Origin of the sequence: Streptomyces sp. AC602_WCS936 (assembly GCF_019049125.1) — a bacterium.
In the GTDB taxonomy this organism is placed as follows: Bacteria; Actinomycetota; Actinomycetes; order Streptomycetales; family Streptomycetaceae; genus Streptomyces.
Map to the genome: position 1 here is coordinate 258,032 of NZ_JAGMUF010000090.1, position 18,530 is coordinate 276,561.

General features: G+C 72.2%; 17 protein-coding genes. 6 read left to right on the top strand and 11 right to left on the bottom strand.

Annotated features, from left to right (window positions below):
* Window position 1: 1 nt before the first annotated feature.
* Window positions 2-907, top strand: a complete 906-nt coding sequence (locus tag KUM03_RS26500) for a ribonuclease Z (RefSeq protein ID WP_217251980.1) — start codon at window positions 2-4, stop codon at window positions 905-907.
* A 20-nt stretch (window positions 908-927) separates the two neighbouring features.
* Window positions 928-1,947, top strand: coding sequence for an adenosine deaminase (locus KUM03_RS26505; protein ID WP_217251983.1), 1,020 nt, complete (start codon window positions 928-930; stop codon window positions 1,945-1,947).
* Window positions 1,948-1,950: 3 nt separating this feature from the next.
* Here KUM03_RS26505 and KUM03_RS26510 read toward each other — a convergent pair whose 3' ends face one another.
* On the bottom strand, window positions 1,951-3,324 hold the full coding sequence (locus KUM03_RS26510) for an MFS transporter (RefSeq protein ID WP_217251985.1): 1,374 nt from the start codon (window positions 3,322-3,324) through the stop codon (window positions 1,951-1,953).
* Window positions 3,325-3,586: 262 nt separating this feature from the next.
* Here KUM03_RS26510 and KUM03_RS26515 point away from each other — a divergent pair, with 262 nt between their 5' ends.
* Window positions 3,587-4,876, top strand: a complete 1,290-nt coding sequence (locus KUM03_RS26515) for a glucarate dehydratase family protein (protein WP_217251988.1) — start codon at window positions 3,587-3,589, stop codon at window positions 4,874-4,876.
* Between the two features lie 152 nt (window positions 4,877-5,028).
* A complete protein-coding gene (locus KUM03_RS26520; protein ID WP_254399959.1) occupies window positions 5,029-6,165 on the top strand; it encodes a carbohydrate kinase family protein in 1,137 nt (378 codons plus the stop codon).
* A gap of 180 nt (window positions 6,166-6,345) precedes the next feature.
* Here KUM03_RS26520 and era read toward each other — a convergent pair whose 3' ends face one another.
* The 3 genes from era to KUM03_RS26535 form a co-directional block, all read right to left on the bottom strand.
* On the bottom strand, window positions 6,346-7,299 hold the full coding sequence (era, locus tag KUM03_RS26525; protein ID WP_073723920.1) for a GTPase Era: 954 nt from the start codon (window positions 7,297-7,299) through the stop codon (window positions 6,346-6,348).
* A 65-nt stretch (window positions 7,300-7,364) separates the two neighbouring features.
* The gene (locus KUM03_RS26530) at window positions 7,365-7,718 is read right to left on the bottom strand and encodes a cytidine deaminase (protein ID WP_217251992.1); all 354 of its coding nucleotides are present in this window, start codon (window positions 7,716-7,718) and stop codon (window positions 7,365-7,367) included.
* Window positions 7,719-7,756: 38 nt separating this feature from the next.
* Window positions 7,757-8,656, bottom strand: coding sequence for a helix-turn-helix transcriptional regulator (locus KUM03_RS26535; protein ID WP_217251994.1), 900 nt, complete (start codon window positions 8,654-8,656; stop codon window positions 7,757-7,759).
* 105 nt (window positions 8,657-8,761) lie between these two features.
* Here KUM03_RS26535 and KUM03_RS26540 point away from each other — a divergent pair, with 105 nt between their 5' ends.
* Window positions 8,762-10,285: an MFS transporter gene (locus KUM03_RS26540; RefSeq protein ID WP_217251996.1), complete on the top strand. Its 1,524-nt coding sequence runs from the start codon at window positions 8,762-8,764 to the stop codon at window positions 10,283-10,285.
* Here KUM03_RS26540 and KUM03_RS26545 read toward each other — a convergent pair.
* The 7 genes from KUM03_RS26545 to KUM03_RS26575 form a co-directional block, all read right to left on the bottom strand.
* Window positions 10,247-10,618: an MmcQ/YjbR family DNA-binding protein gene (locus tag KUM03_RS26545; RefSeq protein WP_217251998.1), complete on the bottom strand. Its 372-nt coding sequence runs from the start codon at window positions 10,616-10,618 to the stop codon at window positions 10,247-10,249. The genes KUM03_RS26540 and KUM03_RS26545 overlap by 39 nt on opposite strands.
* On the bottom strand, window positions 10,615-11,919 hold the full coding sequence (locus KUM03_RS26550; protein WP_217252000.1) for a hemolysin family protein: 1,305 nt from the start codon (window positions 11,917-11,919) through the stop codon (window positions 10,615-10,617). Before KUM03_RS26550 ends, KUM03_RS26545 begins: the two co-directional genes overlap by 4 nt.
* Window positions 11,916-12,413 carry an rRNA maturation RNase YbeY gene (ybeY, locus tag KUM03_RS26555; RefSeq protein ID WP_217252002.1) on the bottom strand — a complete coding sequence of 166 codons (498 nt, stop codon included), beginning with the start codon at window positions 12,411-12,413 and terminating at the stop codon, window positions 11,916-11,918. The genes KUM03_RS26550 and ybeY overlap by 4 nt, the downstream gene beginning before the upstream one ends.
* 12 nt (window positions 12,414-12,425) lie before the next feature.
* On the bottom strand, window positions 12,426-13,505 hold the full coding sequence (locus KUM03_RS26560; protein ID WP_217252004.1) for a PhoH family protein: 1,080 nt from the start codon (window positions 13,503-13,505) through the stop codon (window positions 12,426-12,428).
* Window positions 13,506-13,639: 134 nt separating this feature from the next.
* Entirely contained in the window at window positions 13,640-14,956 is a 1,317-nt protein-coding gene (locus tag KUM03_RS26565; RefSeq protein WP_217252006.1) for a GH1 family beta-glucosidase, read from the bottom strand.
* A gap of 57 nt (window positions 14,957-15,013) precedes the next feature.
* Complete coding sequence (locus KUM03_RS26570; RefSeq protein ID WP_217252008.1) at window positions 15,014-15,280, bottom strand: protealysin inhibitor emfourin; 267 nt, start codon at window positions 15,278-15,280, stop codon at window positions 15,014-15,016.
* A gap of 21 nt (window positions 15,281-15,301) precedes the next feature.
* Complete coding sequence (locus KUM03_RS26575; RefSeq protein WP_217252010.1) at window positions 15,302-16,378, bottom strand: M4 family metallopeptidase; 1,077 nt, start codon at window positions 16,376-16,378, stop codon at window positions 15,302-15,304.
* Between the two features lie 333 nt (window positions 16,379-16,711).
* Between KUM03_RS26575 and leuA the strand changes: the two genes are divergently transcribed.
* A complete protein-coding gene (gene leuA, locus KUM03_RS26580) occupies window positions 16,712-18,433 on the top strand; it encodes a 2-isopropylmalate synthase (RefSeq protein WP_217252012.1) in 1,722 nt (573 codons plus the stop codon).
* Window positions 18,434-18,530: the final 97 nt, after the last annotated feature.

The following is an 18,530-nucleotide window of genomic DNA, read 5'->3' on the forward strand; positions in this document are numbered from 1 at the left end:
GATGTCCGTACGTGAACTCGTCGTCCTCGGCACCGCCAGCCAGGTTCCGACCCGGCACCGCAACCACAACGGCTACCTGCTCCGCTGGGACGGCGAGGGCATCCTGTTCGACCCCGGCGAGGGCACGCAGCGCCAGATGCTGCGCGCCGGGGTCGCCGTCCACGACCTGAACCGGATCTGCGTCACCCACTTCCACGGCGACCACAGCCTCGGCCTGGCCGGCGTCATCCAGCGCATCAACCTCGACCAGGTCCCGCACGAGGTCACCGCCCACTATCCACGCTCCGGGCAGCGCTTCTTCGACCGCCTGCGCTACGCCACCGCCTACCGCGAGACGGTCGCCCTCAGCGAGGCCCCGGTCGACACCGACGGCACCCTGGCCGTCACCCCCGCCTACACCCTCGACGCCCGGAAGCTCTCCCACCCCGTCGAGTCCTACGGCTACCGCATCACCGAGCCCGACGGCCGCCGCATGCTGCCCGAACGCCTCGCGGCGCACGGCATCAAGGGCCCCGACGTCGGCCGCATCCAGCGCGAGGGTTCGCTGAACGGCGTACCGCTGGACGAGGTCAGCGAGGTCCGCCGCGGCCAGCGGTTCGCGTTCGTCATGGACACCCGGCTGTGCGAGGGCGTGCACGCGCTCGCCGAGGGCTGCGACCTGCTGGTCATCGAGTCCACGTTCCTCGACGAGGACGAGACCCTGGCCACCGACCACGGCCACCTCACCGCGGGCCAGGCGGCGCGGGCCGCCCGGGACGCGGGCGTGCGCCACCTGGTCCTGACCCACTTCAGCCAGCGCTACTCCGACCCCGAGGAGTTCGAGCGGCAGGCGCGGGCGGCCGGCTACGAGGGCGAGCTGACCGTGGCCCGCGACCTCACCCGCGTCCCCGTTCCGAAACGTCGGTGAGACCGCCGTACGATGCTCTGATGCCCCTGCCCAAAGCTGAACTGCACCTCCACATCGAAGGCACCCTGGAACCGGAGCTGGCCTTCGAGCTGGCCGCCCGCAACGGCGTGTCCCTGCCGTACCCGGACGAGGACGCCCTGCGCGAGGCGTACCGCTTCGAGGCCCTGCAGTCCTTCCTGAACCTGTACTACGAGCTGATGGCCGTCCTGCGCACCGAGCGGGACTTCGAGGACCTGGCGAACGCCTATCTCGCCCGGGCCGCCGCGCAGGGCGTGCGGCACGCGGAGATCTTCTTCGACCCGCAGGCCCACCTGGCCCGGGGCGTGGAGATGGGCACGGTGGTGGAGGGGCTGTGGCGCGCGCTGAGCACCAGCCGGGAGAAGCACGGCGTCTCGACCCGCCTGATCATGTGCTTCCTGCGCGACGAGTCCGCCGAGTCGGCGCTCGCGACCCTGGACGCCGCCAAGCCGTACCTCGACCGCATCACCGGCGTCGGCCTGGACTCCGCCGAGGTCGGCCACCCGCCGGTGAAGTTCCGCGAGGTGTACGAGGCCGCCGCCGCCCTCGGGCTGCGCCGCGTCGCGCACGCCGGCGAGGAGGGGCCGCCCGCGTACGTCGTGGAGGCCCTGGACGTCCTCGGCGTCGAGCGGATCGACCACGGCCTGCGCTCGGTGGAGGACCCGGCACTGGTCGAGCGGCTGGTCCGCGACCGCGTACCGCTGACCCTGTGCCCGCTGTCCAACGTCCGCCTGCGCACGGTCGACACCCTCGCCGACCACCCGCTGCCCGCGATGCTGGACGCCGGGCTGATGTGCACGGTCAACTCCGACGACCCGGCCTACTTCGGCGGCTACGCGGGCGACAACTTCGACGCCGTGCGCGAGGCCCTCGGCCTCACCGGGGACCGGCTGCGGGAACTGGCCCGCAACTCCTTCCTCGCCTCCTTCCTGGAGGACGACGAGGAACTGCGGGCGCGCTACCTCGCCGAGGTGGACGCGTACGAGTTCCCGGCGGCGCAGAACTCGGTTCGTCCCGCGTAGGGCTCAGCCCGTTCCGGACCCCGGTGTGGCCGCGGCCTGCCGGGGTCCCGCCGTGTCGTAGGCGCGCTGGACGGCCACCGCCGGGGCGTCCACGTCGATCTCCACGACCGGCTGCTCCACCGCCCCGACCTCCGGGACGGCGCCGCTCGGCGTGCCCGTGGCGGCGGCGACCAGCGCGGCCGGGGTGCCGCCGCGGCGGCGGATCGCGCCGGGCAGCAGCGGGCGCCCGCCGGTGTGCAGGGCGACGGCGGTCATCGGCGCGGCGACCAGCAGCAGACCGGCGGCCAGCACCAGGCCCATGCCCGCGTAACCGGCCTGCGCCGACAGCACACTGCCGGCCAGCGGCCCGGCCGCCGTCCCCAGCGAGGACGCCGAGCCGACGAGCACCGCCCACCGGCCGCGCGCGTCGAGCGAGGCGGCGAGGCCGATCAGGTACGACAGCACCACCGGGTACAGCGTGTTCCAGGCGATCTCCCCGGTCGCGAAGGCGGCGGGGGAGGTCGCCGACGCGGTGAGGGCGATGCAGACGGCGATGACCACGGTCCCCGCCCCGATGGGCATCGCCCGGCCCAGCCGCGGCCCGAGCGCCCCGGCCACCAGCACACCCACCAGTCCCGCGCCCAGCGCGACGGCGAACACGACCCCCAGGGCGGCGTCGCCCAGACCGGCCTGCGTCAGCCCGATCCGGCCGCTGACGCCCCACAGGGAGTTCTGCGCCATGGACCAGCACAGCACGGCGGCGGCGAGGACGAGTCCCGAGCGGCGCCGGGGGAGCGGGGCGTCGGTGCCGGTGCCGGTGCCGGTGTCGGTGTCGGTGTCGTGCGCGGCCGGTGAGGCGGCGGTCCCGCCCGGCAGTCGCCCGGTCAGGGGCCACACCGCGAGCGCCGTCAGCGCGATCGCGGCGAGCGGCAGCCCGTGCGCCCGCCCGAGGTGCGGCACCGTCAGGTACACCGCGCCCGCCAGCGCGGACACGGTCAGCAGGCCCGCGGTGGAGGCGCGGTGGGGGTCCTTCTCGGCGGCGATCCGGGTGGCGGCGACCGTGGTGGCCGTGCCCGACCCGAAGCCGCCGAGCATCGCGCCGGCGACGACGGCGGGGACGGCGGTGGTGAGCGAGGCGGCGCCGTAGCCGAGGACGGCCAGGGCGAGACCGAGGCGGGCCAGTGTGCGGGCGCCGATCCGCTGTACCCGGGAGGCCAGCAGGAAGCCCGCGGTCGCCGAACTCAGCAGCAGGGCACTGCCGACGGCGCCCGCCTGAGTGGTGGTCAGCGGAAGGCTGGTGTCGAGTCTGCCGACGGCGGTGGGCAGCAGATACGGGGGCAGGTACCCGGCCGTGAAAAGGGCGACGAGGGGCCAGGGAGTGGTGCGGGGGGCGAACACGGGCGTTCCCAGGGCATGCGAAAGGAGGGTGGGAAGGGGAGGGAGCGACGACCGTCGACGGACAGGAACGCGCGGGCAATTTGTATCAAGCGCGGACGGGCGGGAAACAGGCGAGGGTGTGTGATCTGGATCACAGAATAGTTTGGTGGTTTCAAGTCTGGGTAGCAGCGGGCGCCCGGCCGTTGACGCACCCCGGGTGTCCGCCTACTCTCCATTCTTATATGTGGATAGCAGCTGCATACGGAGACAGGAGAGTCGCCCTGTGAACCTCACCGTCACCGACGTCCGCCTGACGCCGATCCTGGTGGCCGACCCGCCCCTGCTCAACACCCAGGGCGTGCACCAGCCGTACACCCCGCGCCTGATCGTCGAGGTGGAGACCGCCGACGGCATCACCGGCCTCGGCGAGACCTACGGCGACACGAAGTACCTGGAACTGGCCCGCCCCTTCGCCCGCGGGCTGATCGGCCGCCAGGTGTCCGACCTCAACGGCCTGTTCACCATCGCGGACGAGGTCGCCGTCGACGCCTCCCGCGTCTCCGGTCAGGTCGACGTCGGCGGGCTGCGCGGCGTCCAGACCGCCGACAAGCTGCGCCTGTCCGTCGTCTCCGGCTTCGAGGTCGCCTGCCTCGACGCTCTCGGCAAGGCGCTCGGCCTGCCCGTGCACGCGCTGCTGGGCGGCAAGGTCCGGGACGCCGTGGAGTACAGCGCGTACCTCTTCTACAAGTGGGACCGCCACCCCGAGGGCGTGGCGGGGGAACAGGACGACTGGGGCCCCGCCGTCGACCCGGCGGGCGTGGTCGAGCAGGCCCGCCGCTTCACCGAGCGGTACGGCTTCACGTCCTTCAAGCTCAAGGGCGGCGTCTTCCCGCCCGAGCAGGAGATCGCCGCGATCCGGGCCCTCGCCGAGGCCTTCCCCGGCCACCCCCTGCGCCTGGACCCCAACGGCGCCTGGTCCGTGGAGACCTCCCTCGAGGTCGCGGCGGAACTCGGGGACGTCCTGGAGTACCTGGAGGACCCCGCGCTCGGCACCCCGGCGATGGCGGAGGTCGCCGCGAAGACGGAGGTTCCGCTGGCGACCAACATGTGCGTGACGACGTTCGCCGAGATCCCGGAGGCGTTCACCAAGGGCGCCGTGCAGGTCGTGCTCTGCGACCACCACTACTGGGGCGGGCTGCGCAACACACAGCGACTGGCCGCCGTCTGCCGCACCTTCGGCGTCGGCGTCTCCATGCACTCCAACACCCACCTCGGCATCAGCCTCGCCGCCATGACCCATGTGGCGGCCACCGTCCCGGACCTCCACCACGCCTGCGACTCCCACTACCCCTGGCAGTCCGAGGACGTGCTCACCGAACGGCTCACCTTCGCCGGCGGCCGGGTCACCGTCCCCGACGCCCCCGGCCTCGGAGTCGAGGTCGACCGCGACAGGCTGGCCCTCCTCCACCGGCGCTGGCTCGACGACGACGGCGCCCTGCGCGACCGCGACGACGCGGCCGCCATGCGGGCCGCCGACCCCGGGTGGGTCACGCCCTCCGTGCCGCGCTGGTGACCGCGGGACCCACCGGGGTGTGACGCCGGGGCCGGACACCGCCCCACTGTCGGCGGCGTGGTGCACACTGGCGGGGTCCGCACCATGCCAGGGAGCGCACCGTGACAGCGTCCACCGTGTCCACCGCGTCCGACGTGCCCGCCATGCCCGTCATGCCGGCCGACGAGAGGACGCACCGCCACGCCCCGCCCGAGGGATCGCACCACCGGCCCCAGGTCGATCCGCTCGCCGCCCTGCGCACCCCGCAGGACCCGCCCTGGGACGTGTACCTGACCGGCACCGTCTTCCTCGACGTCGTCTTCACCGGGCTCGACTCCGCCCCGGTGCGCGGCACCGAGTCCTGGGCCCGGGGTATGGGATCGAGCCCGGGCGGCATCGCCAACATGGCGACCGCGCTGGCCCGCCTCGGCCTGCGCACCTCGCTGGCCGCCGCCTTCGGCGACGACCACTACGGAGACTACTGCTGGGACGCCCTGGCCCAGGGCGAGGGCATCGACCTGGGCCCCTCGCGCACCGTGCCCGGCTGGCACTCGCCGGTGACGGTCTCCATGGCGTACGAGGGCGAGCGCACGATGGTCTCCCACGGGCACGAACCGCCGCCCGAGGAACCGTCCCCCGACTGCCCGCCCGGCGCCCGCGCCGCCGTCGCCTCCCTCACACCCGGCGTCAGCGCCCCCTGGATCGCCCGGGCCGCCGCCCGCGGTACCCGGGTCTTCGCCGACGTCGGCTGGGACGACACCGGAGCCTGGGACCTGGCCGCGCTGCCCGACCTCGCGCACTGCGAGGCGTTCCTGCCGAACGCGGAGGAGGCCATGCGCTACACCGGCGCCGGCTGCCCCCGCGCCGCCGCGCACGCCCTGACCGAGCACGTGCCGCTCGCCGTGGTCACCCTCGGCGCGGACGGCGCCTACGCGGTGGACCGGCGTACGGGGGAGAGCGCCGAGGTCCCGGCGATCGAGGTCGAGGCCCTGGACCCGACCGGCGCCGGGGACGTGTTCGTCGCCGGGTTCGTCACCGGCACCCTGGCCGGCTGGCCGCTCGCCGACCGCCTGGCCTTCGCCGGGCTGACCGCCGCCCTCTCCGTCCAGGAGTTCGGCGGCTCGCTGTCGGCGCCCGGCTGGTGCGAGATCGCGACCTGGTGGCGCAAGGTCCAGTCGCTGGACGACCAGGACCCGGCGGCCCTCAGCCGCTACGCCTTCCTGGCCGGCCTGGTCCCGGACGACCTGGTCGCCCCCTGGCCCCTGCGCCGCGCGGTCCCGACCATCGGCTTCCGCCCCCCGACGCCCTGACCGCCGCACGGGCCCCCGGGCGGGTTCAGAACCCGAGCCGCCGCAGCTGCTTCGGGCCGCGCTGCCAGTCCTTGGCGACCTCCACGTGCAGGTCCAGGCTGTATCAATGTGCGGCTGCCGCCGCGTGGCCGGCGTGCCGGGTCGGGTGCCGGACATCGGGCGGGGAGCCCTCGGGCGGGTTCAGAACCCGAGCCGCCGCAGCTGCTTCGGGTCGCGCTGCCAGTCCTTGGCGACCTTCACGTGCAGATCCAGGAAGACCGGAGTACCGAGCAGCGCCTCGATCTGCTTGCGGGACTTGATGCCGACGTCCTTCAGGCGCTTGCCCTTGGGGCCGATGATGATGCCCTTCTGGCTGGGGCGCTCGATGAAAACGTTGGCGTGGATGTCCAGGAGCGGCTTGTCCGCGGGACGGTCCTCGCGCGGAAGCATCTCCTCGACGACCACCGCGATGGAGTGCGGCAGCTCGTCCCGTACGCCCTCCAGCGCGGCCTCCCGGATCAGCTCGGCGACCATGACCTGCTCGGGCTCGTCGGTCAGGTCGCCCTCGGGGTAGAGCGCGGGGCCCTCGGGCAGCAGCGGGGTCAGCAGGTCGGCGAGCAGGTCCACCTGCTTGTTCCCGGTGGCCGACACCGGCACGATCTCCGCCCAGGTGATGCCCAGCTCCTGGCCGAGCTGGTCGATGGCGATCAGCTGCTCGGCCAGTGTCTTGCCGTCCACCAGGTCGGTCTTGGTGACGATCGCGACCTTCGGGGTCTTCTTGATCCCGGCCAGCTCCTTGGCGATGAAGCGGTCGCCGGGGCCCAGCTTCTCGTTGGCCGGCAGGCAGAAGCCGATGACGTCCACCTCGGCCCACGTGGTGCGCACCACGTCGTTGAGCCGCTCGCCCAGCAGCGTGCGCGGCTTGTGCAGCCCCGGGGTGTCCACCAGGATCAGCTGGGCGTCCTCGCGGTGCACGATGCCCCGCACGGTGTGCCGGGTGGTCTGCGGACGGTTCGAGGTGATCGCCACCTTCTGCCCGACCAGAGCGTTCGTGAGGGTGGACTTGCCCGCGTTGGGGCGGCCCACGAAGCAGGCGAAGCCGGCCCGGTGAACAGCCTCGGCCGGTTCTTCGGATGACTGGGTACGAACGCTCATGGCGCCCATTGTCCCTGATCCCCGGAGCCCCGCCGTACCACGGTCGCCCACCGGGCCGCCGGACGTCAGCCCGCGCTCACCGTCGCCCGCACCGTCCCGTCCGGCGAAGCCACCAGCACCGGCGTCCCCGGACCCCCCAGGTCCCGTACCGCCGCCCGGTCCTCCTCCGACGCGGACTCCGCCTCCGTCACCACCGCCGCCGCCTCCAGCGACTTCGCGCCGGACGCCACCGCCATCGCCACCGCGGTGCGCAGGGCGCTGAGCCGGAGGGAATCGAGGGCGACCGTGCCGGCGACGTACGTGCGGCCGGTCTCGTCGCGTACGGCGGCGCCCTCGGGGACGCCGTTGCGGGCCCGGGCGGAGCGGGCCAGGGTGACGATCTTGCGGTCCTCGGGGTCGAGGTCGGGAGTCTCGGTCATGGGGTGAGCATACGGAGCCCCGCCGAACGCCCGCCCGGTCACCCCGCCACCGGGTACATCGCCCCCCGGCGGCCCTCCGGCGAGGCCAGCCACTCCAGCTTCGCCGCGGTGTTCGCCTCGTCCAGCGGCGTGTGCAGCACGATGGTCAGATCGGGGCGCGCGGGGACCTGGAGCGCCGTCGACTCCAGGCTGAGCAGGCCGACCAGCGGATGGTCCAGCTCCTTGCGGATCTGCCCCGCGTCCTCGATGTCCCGCTCGTCCCACAGCACGGCGAACTCGGCACTGGCCTCCCTCAGGTCCGCCAGCACCTGCTGGAACCCCTCGTCGTCGGGATGGGCCGCGCAGGCGGCCCGGAACTGGGCGACGACCGTGCGGGCGTTCTCCTCCCAGCTCCGCGAACGGGCGCGGTACAGCGGGTCGGTGAAGAAGTCGACGATGCAGTTCCACGTCGTCTCGGGCCGCATGCCCAGCACCGCCCCCGCCGCGTCGTTGTACATCACGCAGTTGTAGTACCGGTCCATGATGTGCGCCGGGTACGGCATCCACGTGTCGATCAGCCGCCGCAGCCCCTCGCACATGTCCCGCCTGGCCGGCTCCACCTCGGCGGCGGGCGGATTCAGTCCGGCCAGCACGTACAGGTGGCGGCGCTCGGCGTTGCTGAGCCGAAGCACCCGGCCGACCGCGTCCAGGACCTGCGGGGAGACGGAGATGTCGCGGCCCTGCTCCAGCCACTGGTACCAGGAGGCGCCCACCCCCGCCAGCACGGCGACCTCCTCGCGGCGCAGTCCCGGCGTCCGGCGCCGCGCCCCGCCGTCCGGCAGGCCGACCTCGGCCGGCAAGACCCGGGCCCGCCGGCTCATCAGGAACTCCCGCAGCTCACTGCGGCGCCGGTCCCGGCCCGCCGAAGCGGACCGTGCCCGCACGATCACGTCCGGCACGTACGTACTCCCCCCGTAGGCATGCTGATGCGGTGGCTGGTGGTGCCACCACCAGGACAACTTGCCGCTCCCCACGGCTATTCCGCGGCCCGCAGGCTCCTTCCCATGGCGATCGACACCACCTCCACCACACCCACCGATCCACCACCCACCGACCCACCAGCCGCCGATCCACCGCCCACTGACCCACCAGCCGCCGGGCCGGCGGCCGCTTCCCGGCTCACGTCCCGCGACCGGCTCGTCCTGTTCGTGCTGTGCGCCGCCCAGTTCATGGTCGCGCTCGACTTCTCCGTCCTGAACGTCGCCCTGCCCGTCCTCGGCGCCGACCTCGGCATGAGCCCGTCCGCCCTCCAGTGGGCGGTCACGGCCTTCGCGTTGCCCTCCGGCGGGTTCCTGCTGCTCTTCGGCCGCATGGGAGACCTGTACGGGCGCCGCCGCCTGTTCCTCGCCGGCCTCGCGCTCTTCGGCGCCGCCTCGCTGCTGGCCACCTTCGCCTGGGACCCGGCCTCCTTCCTCGCCGGACGCGCCCTCCAGGGCCTCGGCGCGGCGGCCATCGTCCCGACCGGCATGTCCCTGCTGACGACGACGTTCCCGGAGGGCCCGGCCCGCGACCGCGCCCTCGGCATCTCCGGCACCCTGCTCTCGCTGGGCTTCACCGTCGGCATGGTCGCCGGCGGCGTACTGACCGACCTGCTGGGCTGGCGCTCCACGATGGGCCTGCTCGCCCTCTTCGCCCTGATCGTGCTGCCCCTCGCCCCCGCCCTGCTCCCGGAGTCACGCACGCCCGACCGCCCCCGCCTCGACGTCCCCGGCGCCATCACCGTCACCGGCGGCCTGCTCGCCCTGATCTACGCCCTGTCGACGGCCGCCGAGCACGGCTTCGGCCGCACCGACGTCCTCGTCACCCTGGTCGCGGGCCTGCTGCTCCTGACCGCCTTCGCCGTCGTCGAGTCCCGCACCGCCCAGCCGCTCGTCTCGCTGCCGATGCTGCGCCGCCGGACGGTGGCGTGGGGCAACCTGGGCGGTCTGGTCACCTTCTCCATGATGTCCACGGTGGTCTTCGTGCTCACCCTGTACCTCCAGGAGATCCTGCGCCTGACCGCCTTCGAGACCGGCCTGGTCTTCGGCGTGCAGGGCGTCCTGTCGGTGGTCGCCGGTTCGTACGCGCCGCGTGTCATCGGCCGCTTCGGCGCCCGCCGCACGCTGGTCGGCTCGCTCGCCGGGCAGGGCGCGATCGGGCTGTCCCTGCTGGCGCTGGGGGAGGGCGGCTGGTCGGTGGTGCTCGCCACGGCCGCCGTGTCCCTGGCCAGCATGTGCCACCTGGGCGCGATCATCTCCTACGGTCTGACCGTCACCTCCGGCGTCCCCGACCGGGAGCAGGGCCTGGCGACCGGCCTGGTCACCTCCACCCAGCAGGTCGGCATGACCGTCGGCATCCCGCTGCTGGGCGTGCTGGCCACCACGTCCGAGGACCTGGCCTCCGGCGTCCACACGGTGCTGCTCCTGGACGCGGTGATCGTGCTGGCGGCGGCCGTGCTGGTCGCGGCCGGACTGCGCGGCCGCCGGACGACGGGCTCAGGGACGGTCGAGTCAGGGACGGTCGAGACGGAGACGGTCGGCGCGCGGTAGGCCCGCGACGACGAGGTCGTACGAGTCCTCGACCAGCTCCCGGACGAGACGGTCCGGGAGCCCGCCGCCGGGTCCGCCGGCCACGGTGACCGTGTTCCAGTGCCGCTTGTTCATGTGCCAGCCCGGGACGATCAGCCCCGGGTGGTCGGCGCGCAGCCGGATCGCGTCGTCCGGGTCGCACTTCAGGTTGACCGTGAGCGGGTCCCCGTCCAGGAAGGACAGCGCGAACATTTTCCCCAGCACCTTGAAGACCGAGATCTCCGGGCCGAAGGGGAAGTCCTCCACGGCGGCGTTGAAGGACAGGCAGAAGTCGCGCAGCTCCCCGGGGGTCATTCGGACGCGGCCTCCTCGGCGGGCCGCGCCGCGTTGACCGGCTCCACCAGCACCGTCACGATCTTGTTCCGGCGGCCCGCCGCGGCCTCCGCCGTCAGGCGCAGCTCGCGCCCGTCGGGCAGCTCCACGATCGAGGAGGCACCGGCGATCGGCACCCGGCCCAGCGCCTTCGCGAGCAGGCCGCCCACGGTCTCCACGTCCTCGTCGTCGAACTCCTCCAGGCCGTACAGCTCGCCCACGTCGCCGATGTCGAGGCGGGCGGTGACCCGGAATCGGCCCTCGCCCAGCTCCTCGACGGGCGGCAGCTCCCGGTCGTACTCGTCGGTGATCTCGCCGACGATCTCCTCCAGGATGTCCTCGATGGTGACGATGCCGGCCGTGCCGCCGTACTCGTCGATGACGACGGCGACGTGGTTGCGGTCCTTCTGCATCTCGCGCAGCAGGTCACCGGCGTTCTTGGTGTCGGGCACGAAGGACGCCGGGCGCATCGCCGTGGAGACCAGGTCGCTCTCCGCCTCCCGGCTGATGTGGGTCCGGCGGGCCAGGTCCTTCAGGTACACGATGCCGACGACGTCGTCCTCGCTGTCCCCGGTGACCGGAATGCGCGAGAAACCGGAGCGCAGGGCCAGGGTGAGCGCCTGGCGGACGGTCTTGTACCGCTCGATGACGACGAGGTCGGTCCGCGGGACCATGACCTCCCGCACCAGGGTGTCGCCCAGCTCGAACACCGAGTGCACCATGCGGCGCTCCTCGGCCTCGATCAGGGACTCCTTCTCGGCGTAGTCCACCAGCGCCCGCAGCTCCGCCTCGGAGGCGAAGGGACCGCGCCTGAAGCCCTTGCCGGGCGTGAGCGCGTTGCCGATGAGGATCAGCAGCGACGGGATCGGGCCCATGATCCGGGCCAGCGGCACCAGCACGTACGCCGCCGCCGTCGCCGTGTTCATCGGGTGCTGGCGGCCGATGGTGCGCGGGGACACCCCGACGGCGACGTACGACACGAGCACCATCACCGCGATGGCGATCAGCAGGGCCTCGGTGGTGTTGGCGAACTCCTTCAGGCAGGCGTAGGCGACCAGCGCCGCGGCCGCCATCTCGCAGGCCACGCGGACCAGCAGCGCCACGTTCAGATAGCGCGTCGGGTCGGCGGCGACCTTGGCGAGCTTGGCGCTGCCGCGCCGCCCCGACCGCACGGCCTCCTCGGCGCGGAAGCTGGAGACCCTCGCGAGCCCCGCCTCCGCGCACGCGGCGAGCCAGGCGATCACCACCAGGGCGACCGCGCCGGCGACCAGGGGGAGGCTCATGAGACGGTCGGGGCCGGGGACGGGCCGGTCAGACCCTTCTCCGCACGCCAGCCGTCCACGATGGCGGCCTGCAGTGAGAACATCTCGGCCTTCTCGTCCGGCTCCTCGTGGTCGTAGCCGAGCAGGTGCAGCACCCCGTGGACGGTCAGGAGCTGGAGCTCCTCGTCCATGGAGTGCTGGGTCTGCGCCTCGGTGCCCTGCTTCGCGGCGACCTCCGGGCAGAGCACGATGTCGCCGAGCAGCCCCTGCGGCGGCTCGTCCTCGTCCTTGCCCGGCGGACGCAGCTCGTCCATCGGGAAGGACATGACGTCCGTCGGACCCGGCAGGTCCATCCACTGGATGTGGAGCTGCTCCATGGCGTCGGCGTCCACGACGATCACCGAGAGCTCGGAGAGCGGGTGGATGCGCATCCGCGCGAGCGCGTAGCGGGCGATGTCGAGGATCGCCTGCTCGTCGACCTCGGTTCCGGACTCGTTGTTGACGTCGATCGACATGGTGGTGCTGGTCTACTTCCCCTTGGTGCCCTTGGCACCGGACGCCCTGCCGTGCGGCTTGTGCGCGCCGTTCTCGGTGCCGTGGTCGCTGTCGTACTTCTCGTAGGCGTCGACGATACGGCCCACCAGCCTGTGCCGGACGACGTCCTGCGACGACAGCCGGGAGAAGTGGACGTCCTCGACGCCCTCCAGGATCTCCTGCACCTGCCGCAGACCCGACTTGGTGCCGCCGGGCAGGTCGACCTGCGTCACGTCACCCGTGATCACGATCTTCGAGTCGAAGCCGAGCCGGGTGAGGAACATCTTCATCTGCTCGGGGCTGGTGTTCTGCGCCTCGTCCAGGATGATGAACGCGTCGTTCAGCGTGCGGCCGCGCATGTACGCCAGCGGCGCGACCTCGATCGTCCCCGCCGCCATCAGCCGCGGGATCGAGTCCGGGTCGAGCATGTCGTGCAGCGCGTCGTACAGCGGGCGCAGGTACGGGTCGATCTTCTCGTACAGCGTGCCCGGCAGGAAGCCGAGCCGCTCGCCGGCCTCGACCGCCGGGCGGGTCAGGATGATGCGGTTGACCTGCTTGGACTGCAGGGCCTGCACCGCCTTGGCCATCGCCAGGTAGGTCTTGCCGGTGCCCGCGGGGCCGATGCCGAAGACGATGGTGTGCTTGTCGATCGCGTCGACGTACCGCTTCTGGTTCAGCGTCTTGGGGCGGATCGTGCGGCCGCGCGAGGACAGGATGTTCTGCGTGAGCACCTCGGCCGGGGTCTCCTGGCCGTCGCTCTCCCCGTTCTCGCTCGCCTTGAGCATGGCGATCGAGCGTTCCACTGCGTCCTCCGTCATCGGCTGCCCGGTGCGGAGCACCAGCATCATCTCGTCGAACACGCGCTGTATGAGGGCGACGTCATGGGTGTCGCCGACCGCGCTGATCTCGTTTCCCCGGACGTGGATGTCGGCCGCCGGGAAGGCCTTCTCGATCACGCGCAGGAGGGAGTCGCCGGAACCCAGTACGGTCACCATGGGGTGCTGGGCGGGGACGGTGATCTGTGCTCTCGCCTGCCCCTGCGCGGGGGTGTGAGCTGAGGGTGTCTGAGTCATGGGCCGGCGCTCTAGGCCTGCTCGTCCTCCTCTGCGGCGTGCGCCGCGTGACGGGTGTGTCTGCTGTCTCCAGCGTACGACTCCCCGCCGACAGCACCGAGGCCTTTTATCGGACCGGCTCACCGGACCGGCGTTCACAGCCGGCCGCGGACCAGGTCGCGGTACCAGCCGTACGACGTCTTGGGCGTGCGTTCCAGCGTCGTGAAGTCCACGTGGACCAGCCCGAACCGGCGCGCGTACCCCTCGGCCCACTCGAAGTTGTCCAGCAGCGACCACACGAAGTAGCCGCGCACGTCCACCCCGGCCGCCAGCGCCCGGTGCAGGGCCCGCACGTGCCCGTCGAGGTAGGCGACGCGGTCCCGGTCGTCGAGGCCCTCGTAGGAGCAGCCGTTCTCGGTGATGACGACGGGCGGGAGCCGGTCGCCGTAGCGGTCGCGGAAGCCGGTCAGCAGCTCCGTCAGGCCCTCGGGGACGACCGGCCAGCCGAAGTCCGTCAGCGGCCGGCCCTCGACGGCGATCACCGAGAACGGCAGCTCCGCCGGCAGTGTCACGCCCCCGAACTCGATCTCCGCACCCTGCGGGGCGGCCACCCGCGTCGGCGCGTAGTAGTTCACGCCGTACCAGTCCAGCGGCTCGGCGATGACCTCCAGGTCGGCGTGCACGTCCCCCGGCATCAGCTCCCCGACGCCCTCCGGGTACCGGCCGGTCAGCACCGGGTCGGCGAACATCCGGTTCAGCAGGACGTCGTAGAACTCCGCCGCCTCCCGGTCGGCCGCCCCGTCGGAGGCGGGCCACGTGGGCCCGTGCGAGTTGGCGATCCCGACGTCGGTGGCGCCGCACGCGCGCAGGGCCCGTACCGCCAGTCCGTGCGCGAGGAGCTGGTGGTGGGCCACGGGGAGGGCGTCGAACAGCAGCCGCTCGCCCGGCGCGTGCACACCGAGCGCGTGGCCCAGCAGGGTGTGCTCGGCGGGCTCGTTGAGGGTGATCCACTTGCCGACGCGGTCGCCGAGCCGGTCCGCGACCCGGGACACGTACTCCGCGAACCGCGACGCCGTGTCCCGCTCCCGCCAGTCCAGCCCGGCCGGCAGGTCCCAGTGGAAGAGCGTCGGCACCGGCCGCACGCCCGCCGCGCACAGCTCGTCGACGAGGCGGTCGTAGAAGCCGAGGCCGCCGGGGGAGTCCACCCGCGGCCAGGAGACCGAGAAGCGGTAGGCGCCCACGCCCAGGTCCGCCAGCAGCGCCACGTCCTCGCGGTAGCGGTGGTAGTGGTCGCAGGCCACCGCCGCCGTCGAGCCGTCCTTCACCCGCCCGGGTACGGCCGTGAAGGCATCCCACACGGACGGCCCCCGCAGGCCGGCCGCGCCCTCGATCTGGTGCGCGGACGTGGAGACGCCCCACAGGAAGCCCTCCGGGAACCGCGGCATCGCGTCCGTGCCCGACTCAGTCGCCATGCGCGGATCATCCGTACCGCCGGTAAGGGAAGTCAACGCCCGTGCGCCACCACCGGCTTACGCCCCCTCCTTCAGCACCCACGAGATCAGCCTGCGCTGCTCCTCGGTCAGCCGGGGATCGGCGGCGTACACCGTCGCGCCGTCCACGGTGATCTGGTAGCTGAACCCGTCGGGCACCCCGACGGGCCGCGTGGTCCGCCCGTCGGCGACCGCCCGCTCGGCCAGCGCGTGCCACCGAGCCGCGTCGGGACGGCCCGCGGTCTCGACCTCCGCGTGGCGTTCGATGCCCGCGAAGCCTCCTGTGCGCCTCACCTGAATCCGCATGGACCCGTGTCTAGTACGGAACTACAGCGTGCGCACCCCGACCTGTTCCCAGGCCTTGCGCACCGCCTCCAGCTCCTCCGCGTCCCCGTACCGCTCCCGGGCCGCCTTCACGGTGAGCGTCGCGAAGTCCGCGAACAGCGCGTCCTGGGCCAGCTCGCCGCCGGTCAGCACGTCGTACCAGACCAGTCCCGCCCGCTCCCAGGCGTGCCCGCCGAGCGCGGTGGCGACGAGGTAGAAGGCGTGGTTGGGGATGCCGGAGTTGATGTGCACGCCGCCGTTGTCGCGGCCGGTGCGCACGAAGTCGTCCATCGTCGCGGGCTGCGGGTCCTTGCCCAGCACGTCGTCGTCGTACGCCGTGCCCGGCTCCTTCATGGAGCGCAGCGCCACGCCCGTCACGCGCGGGGCGAGCAGCCCGGCGCCGATCAGCCAGTCGGCCTCGGCGGCGGTCTGGCCGAGCGAGTACTGCTTGATGAGGGCGCCGAAGACGTCGGACACCGACTCGTTGAGGGCGCCCGGCTGGCCGTAGTAGGTCAGGTTGGCGGTGTGCTGGGTGACGCCGTGGGTCAGCTCGTGGCCGATGACGTCGAGGGGGATGGTGAAGTCGAGGAAGATCTCCCCGTCCCCGTCGCCGAAGACCATCTGCTCGCCGTTCCAGAAGGCGTTGTCGTACTCGCGGTCGTAGTGCACGGTCGCGTCCAGCGGCAGGCCGGCGCCGTCGATGGAGTCGCGTCCGTACACCTTCAGGAAGTGCTCGAAGGTGGCGCCCAGGCCCGCGTAGGCGCGGTTCACGGTGGCGTCCTTGCCGGGCTCCTCGCCCTCGCCGCGCACCTTCCTGCCCGGCAGGTCGGTGCCGTGCCGGGCGTCGAAGACGGTGCGCTGCGGCTGCCCGGCCTCGGCACCGGCGCCGGGGCGCGGGGCGACGGTGGGGGCGCCGATGACCGTGGTCAGCGAGCGGTGGGTGCGCTCGAAGGCGTCGCGCTGGAGGGTCCGGCGGGCGGGTCCGGCGAGCACGGGGTCCTCGTGCTGGGCGAGCTTGTCGAGGACGTGGGGCGGCACGATGGTGCAGAAGACGGGCTCGAAGCCCCCGTATGTCGTCATGTCCGGCACCCTTGCACTGCGTGACGCCACTGTCACCATTCGCAACCACGATTGGTGAAAACCGGCGCCAAGACACCCCGTGACCGGCGGCGAGTGGTATACGGCACTTTTTGTCCCGGTTGTCCCCGCGGTCCCGCATACTGATACACACCCGCGTGACCGGCGTGACTCGGCTAAGGTGCTGGGCACCATGCGTTTCGGGCTGCTTCTCCTTAGCTGCCGCGGCGAGGGCCTGTAAGAGGCCGACTCCCTCCCCGCGGTGCTGAGTGGTGCGCGTCGGCCGTCCTTCCGGACACGCGGACACCGCGTACATCACGAGGAGCCCACGCCATCATGGCCAACCGTCAGCAGCCCAGCCCCATGCCGACCGGCAAGTACCGAGGCTACGAGCAGGTCGACATCGCCGACCGCACCTGGCCGAACCAGCGGATCACCACCGCTCCCCGCTGGCTCTCCACCGACCTGCGCGACGGCAACCAGGCGCTGATCGACCCCATGTCGCCCGCCCGCAAGCGCGCGATGTTCGACCTGCTGGTCAAGATGGGCTACAAGGAGATCGAGGTCGGCTTCCCCGCCTCCGGCCAGACCGACTACGACTTCGTACGCTCCATCATCGAGGAGCCGGGCGCCATCCCGGACGACGTCACCATCTCCGTACTGACCCAGGCCCGCGAGGACCTGATCGAGCGCACGGTGGAGTCCCTGCAGGGCGCCAAGAAGGCCACCGTCCACCTGTACAACGCCACCGCTCCCGTCTTCCGCCGCGTGGTCTTCCGCGGCTCGCGCGACGACATCAAGCAGATCGCGGTCGACGGCACCCGCCTGGTCATGGAGTACGCGGAGAAGCTGCTGGGCCCGGAGACGGAGTTCGGCTACCAGTACAGCCCCGAGATCTTCACCGACACCGAGCTGGACTTCGCCCTGGAGGTCTGCGAGGCGGTGATGGACACCTACCAGCCCGGCCCCGGCCGCGAGATCATCCTCAACCTGCCCGCCACGGTGGAGCGTTCCACGCCGTCCACGCACGCCGACCGCTTCGAGTGGATGGGCCGCAACCTGTCCCGCCGCGAGTACGTCTGCCTGTCCGTCCACCCGCACAACGACCGCGGTACGGCCGTCGCGGCGGCCGAGCTGGCGGTCATGGCCGGCGCCGACCGCGTCGAGGGCTGCCTCTTCGGGCAGGGCGAGCGCACCGGCAACGTCGACCTGGTCACCCTGGGCATGAACCTGTTCTCCCAGGGCGTCGACCCGCAGATCGACTTCTCCGACATCGACGAGATCCGTCGCACGTGGGAGTACTGCAACCAGATGGAGGTCCACCCGCGCCACCCGTACGTGGGCGACCTGGTCTACACGTCCTTCTCCGGCTCCCACCAGGACGCCATCAAGAAGGGCTTCGACGCCATGGAGGCCGACGCGGCGGCTCGCGGCGTCACCGTCGACGACATCGAGTGGGCCGTCCCCTACCTGCCGATCGACCCCAAGGACGTCGGCCGCTCCTACGAGGCGGTCATCCGCGTCAACTCGCAGTCCGGCAAGGGCGGCATCGCCTACGTCCTGAAGAACGACCACAAGCTGGACCTGCCGCGCCGCATGCAGATCGAGTTCTCCAAGCTGATCCAGGCCAAGACCGACGCCGAGGGCGGCGAGATCACGCCCACCGCCATCTGGGACGTCTTCCAGGACGAGTACCTGCCCAACCCCGACAACCCCTGGGGCCGCATCCAGGTCGCCAACGGCCAGACCACGACCGACCGCGACGGCGTCGACACCCTCACCGTCGACGCCACGGTCGACGGCGCGGAGACCACCCTGGTCGGCACCGGCAACGGCCCGATCTCGGCGTTCTTCCACGCGCTGCAGGGCGTCGGCATCGACGTACGGCTGCTGGACTACCAGGAGCACACGATGAGCGAGGGCGCCTCCGCGCAGGCCGCGTCCTACATCGAGTGCGCCATCGGCGACAAGGTGCTGTGGGGCATCGGAATCGACGCGAACACCACGCGCGCCTCGCTGAAGGCGGTCGTCTCCGCCGTCAACCGCGCTACGCGCTGACCAGCCGAATCGGTGGTTCGAGGCCCCGCTCGCCGGAAAACGGCGGGCGGGGCCCCGTCGTATACCGGCCATCTCCCCGTGCAGGTCACGGAAAGGT

Bases quoted from the DNA above. Each gene is read 5' to 3' on its own strand.
- KUM03_RS26500 (WP_217251980.1), top strand. From the start codon at position 2: ATGTCCGTACGTGAACTCGTCGTCCTCGGCACCGCCAGCCAGGTTCCG.
- KUM03_RS26505 (WP_217251983.1), top strand. From the start codon at position 928: ATGCCCCTGCCCAAAGCTGAACTGCACCTCCACATCGAAGGCACCCTG.
- KUM03_RS26520 (WP_254399959.1), top strand. From the start codon at position 5,029: ATGCCGGCCGACGAGAGGACGCACCGCCACGCCCCGCCCGAGGGATCG.
- era (WP_073723920.1), bottom strand. From the start codon at position 7,299: ATGAGCGTTCGTACCCAGTCATCCGAAGAACCGGCCGAGGCTGTTCAC.
- KUM03_RS26530 (WP_217251992.1), bottom strand. From the start codon at position 7,718: ATGACCGAGACTCCCGACCTCGACCCCGAGGACCGCAAGATCGTCACC.
- KUM03_RS26540 (WP_217251996.1), top strand. From the start codon at position 8,762: ATGGCGATCGACACCACCTCCACCACACCCACCGATCCACCACCCACC.
- KUM03_RS26545 (WP_217251998.1), bottom strand. From the start codon at position 10,618: ATGACCCCCGGGGAGCTGCGCGACTTCTGCCTGTCCTTCAACGCCGCC.
- KUM03_RS26550 (WP_217252000.1), bottom strand. From the start codon at position 11,919: ATGAGCCTCCCCCTGGTCGCCGGCGCGGTCGCCCTGGTGGTGATCGCC.
- ybeY (WP_217252002.1), bottom strand. From the start codon at position 12,413: ATGTCGATCGACGTCAACAACGAGTCCGGAACCGAGGTCGACGAGCAG.
- KUM03_RS26560 (WP_217252004.1), bottom strand. From the start codon at position 13,505: ATGACTCAGACACCCTCAGCTCACACCCCCGCGCAGGGGCAGGCGAGA.
- KUM03_RS26565 (WP_217252006.1), bottom strand. From the start codon at position 14,956: ATGGCGACTGAGTCGGGCACGGACGCGATGCCGCGGTTCCCGGAGGGC.
- KUM03_RS26570 (WP_217252008.1), bottom strand. From the start codon at position 15,280: ATGCGGATTCAGGTGAGGCGCACAGGAGGCTTCGCGGGCATCGAACGC.
- KUM03_RS26575 (WP_217252010.1), bottom strand. From the start codon at position 16,378: ATGACGACATACGGGGGCTTCGAGCCCGTCTTCTGCACCATCGTGCCG.
- leuA (WP_217252012.1), top strand. From the start codon at position 16,712: ATGGCCAACCGTCAGCAGCCCAGCCCCATGCCGACCGGCAAGTACCGA.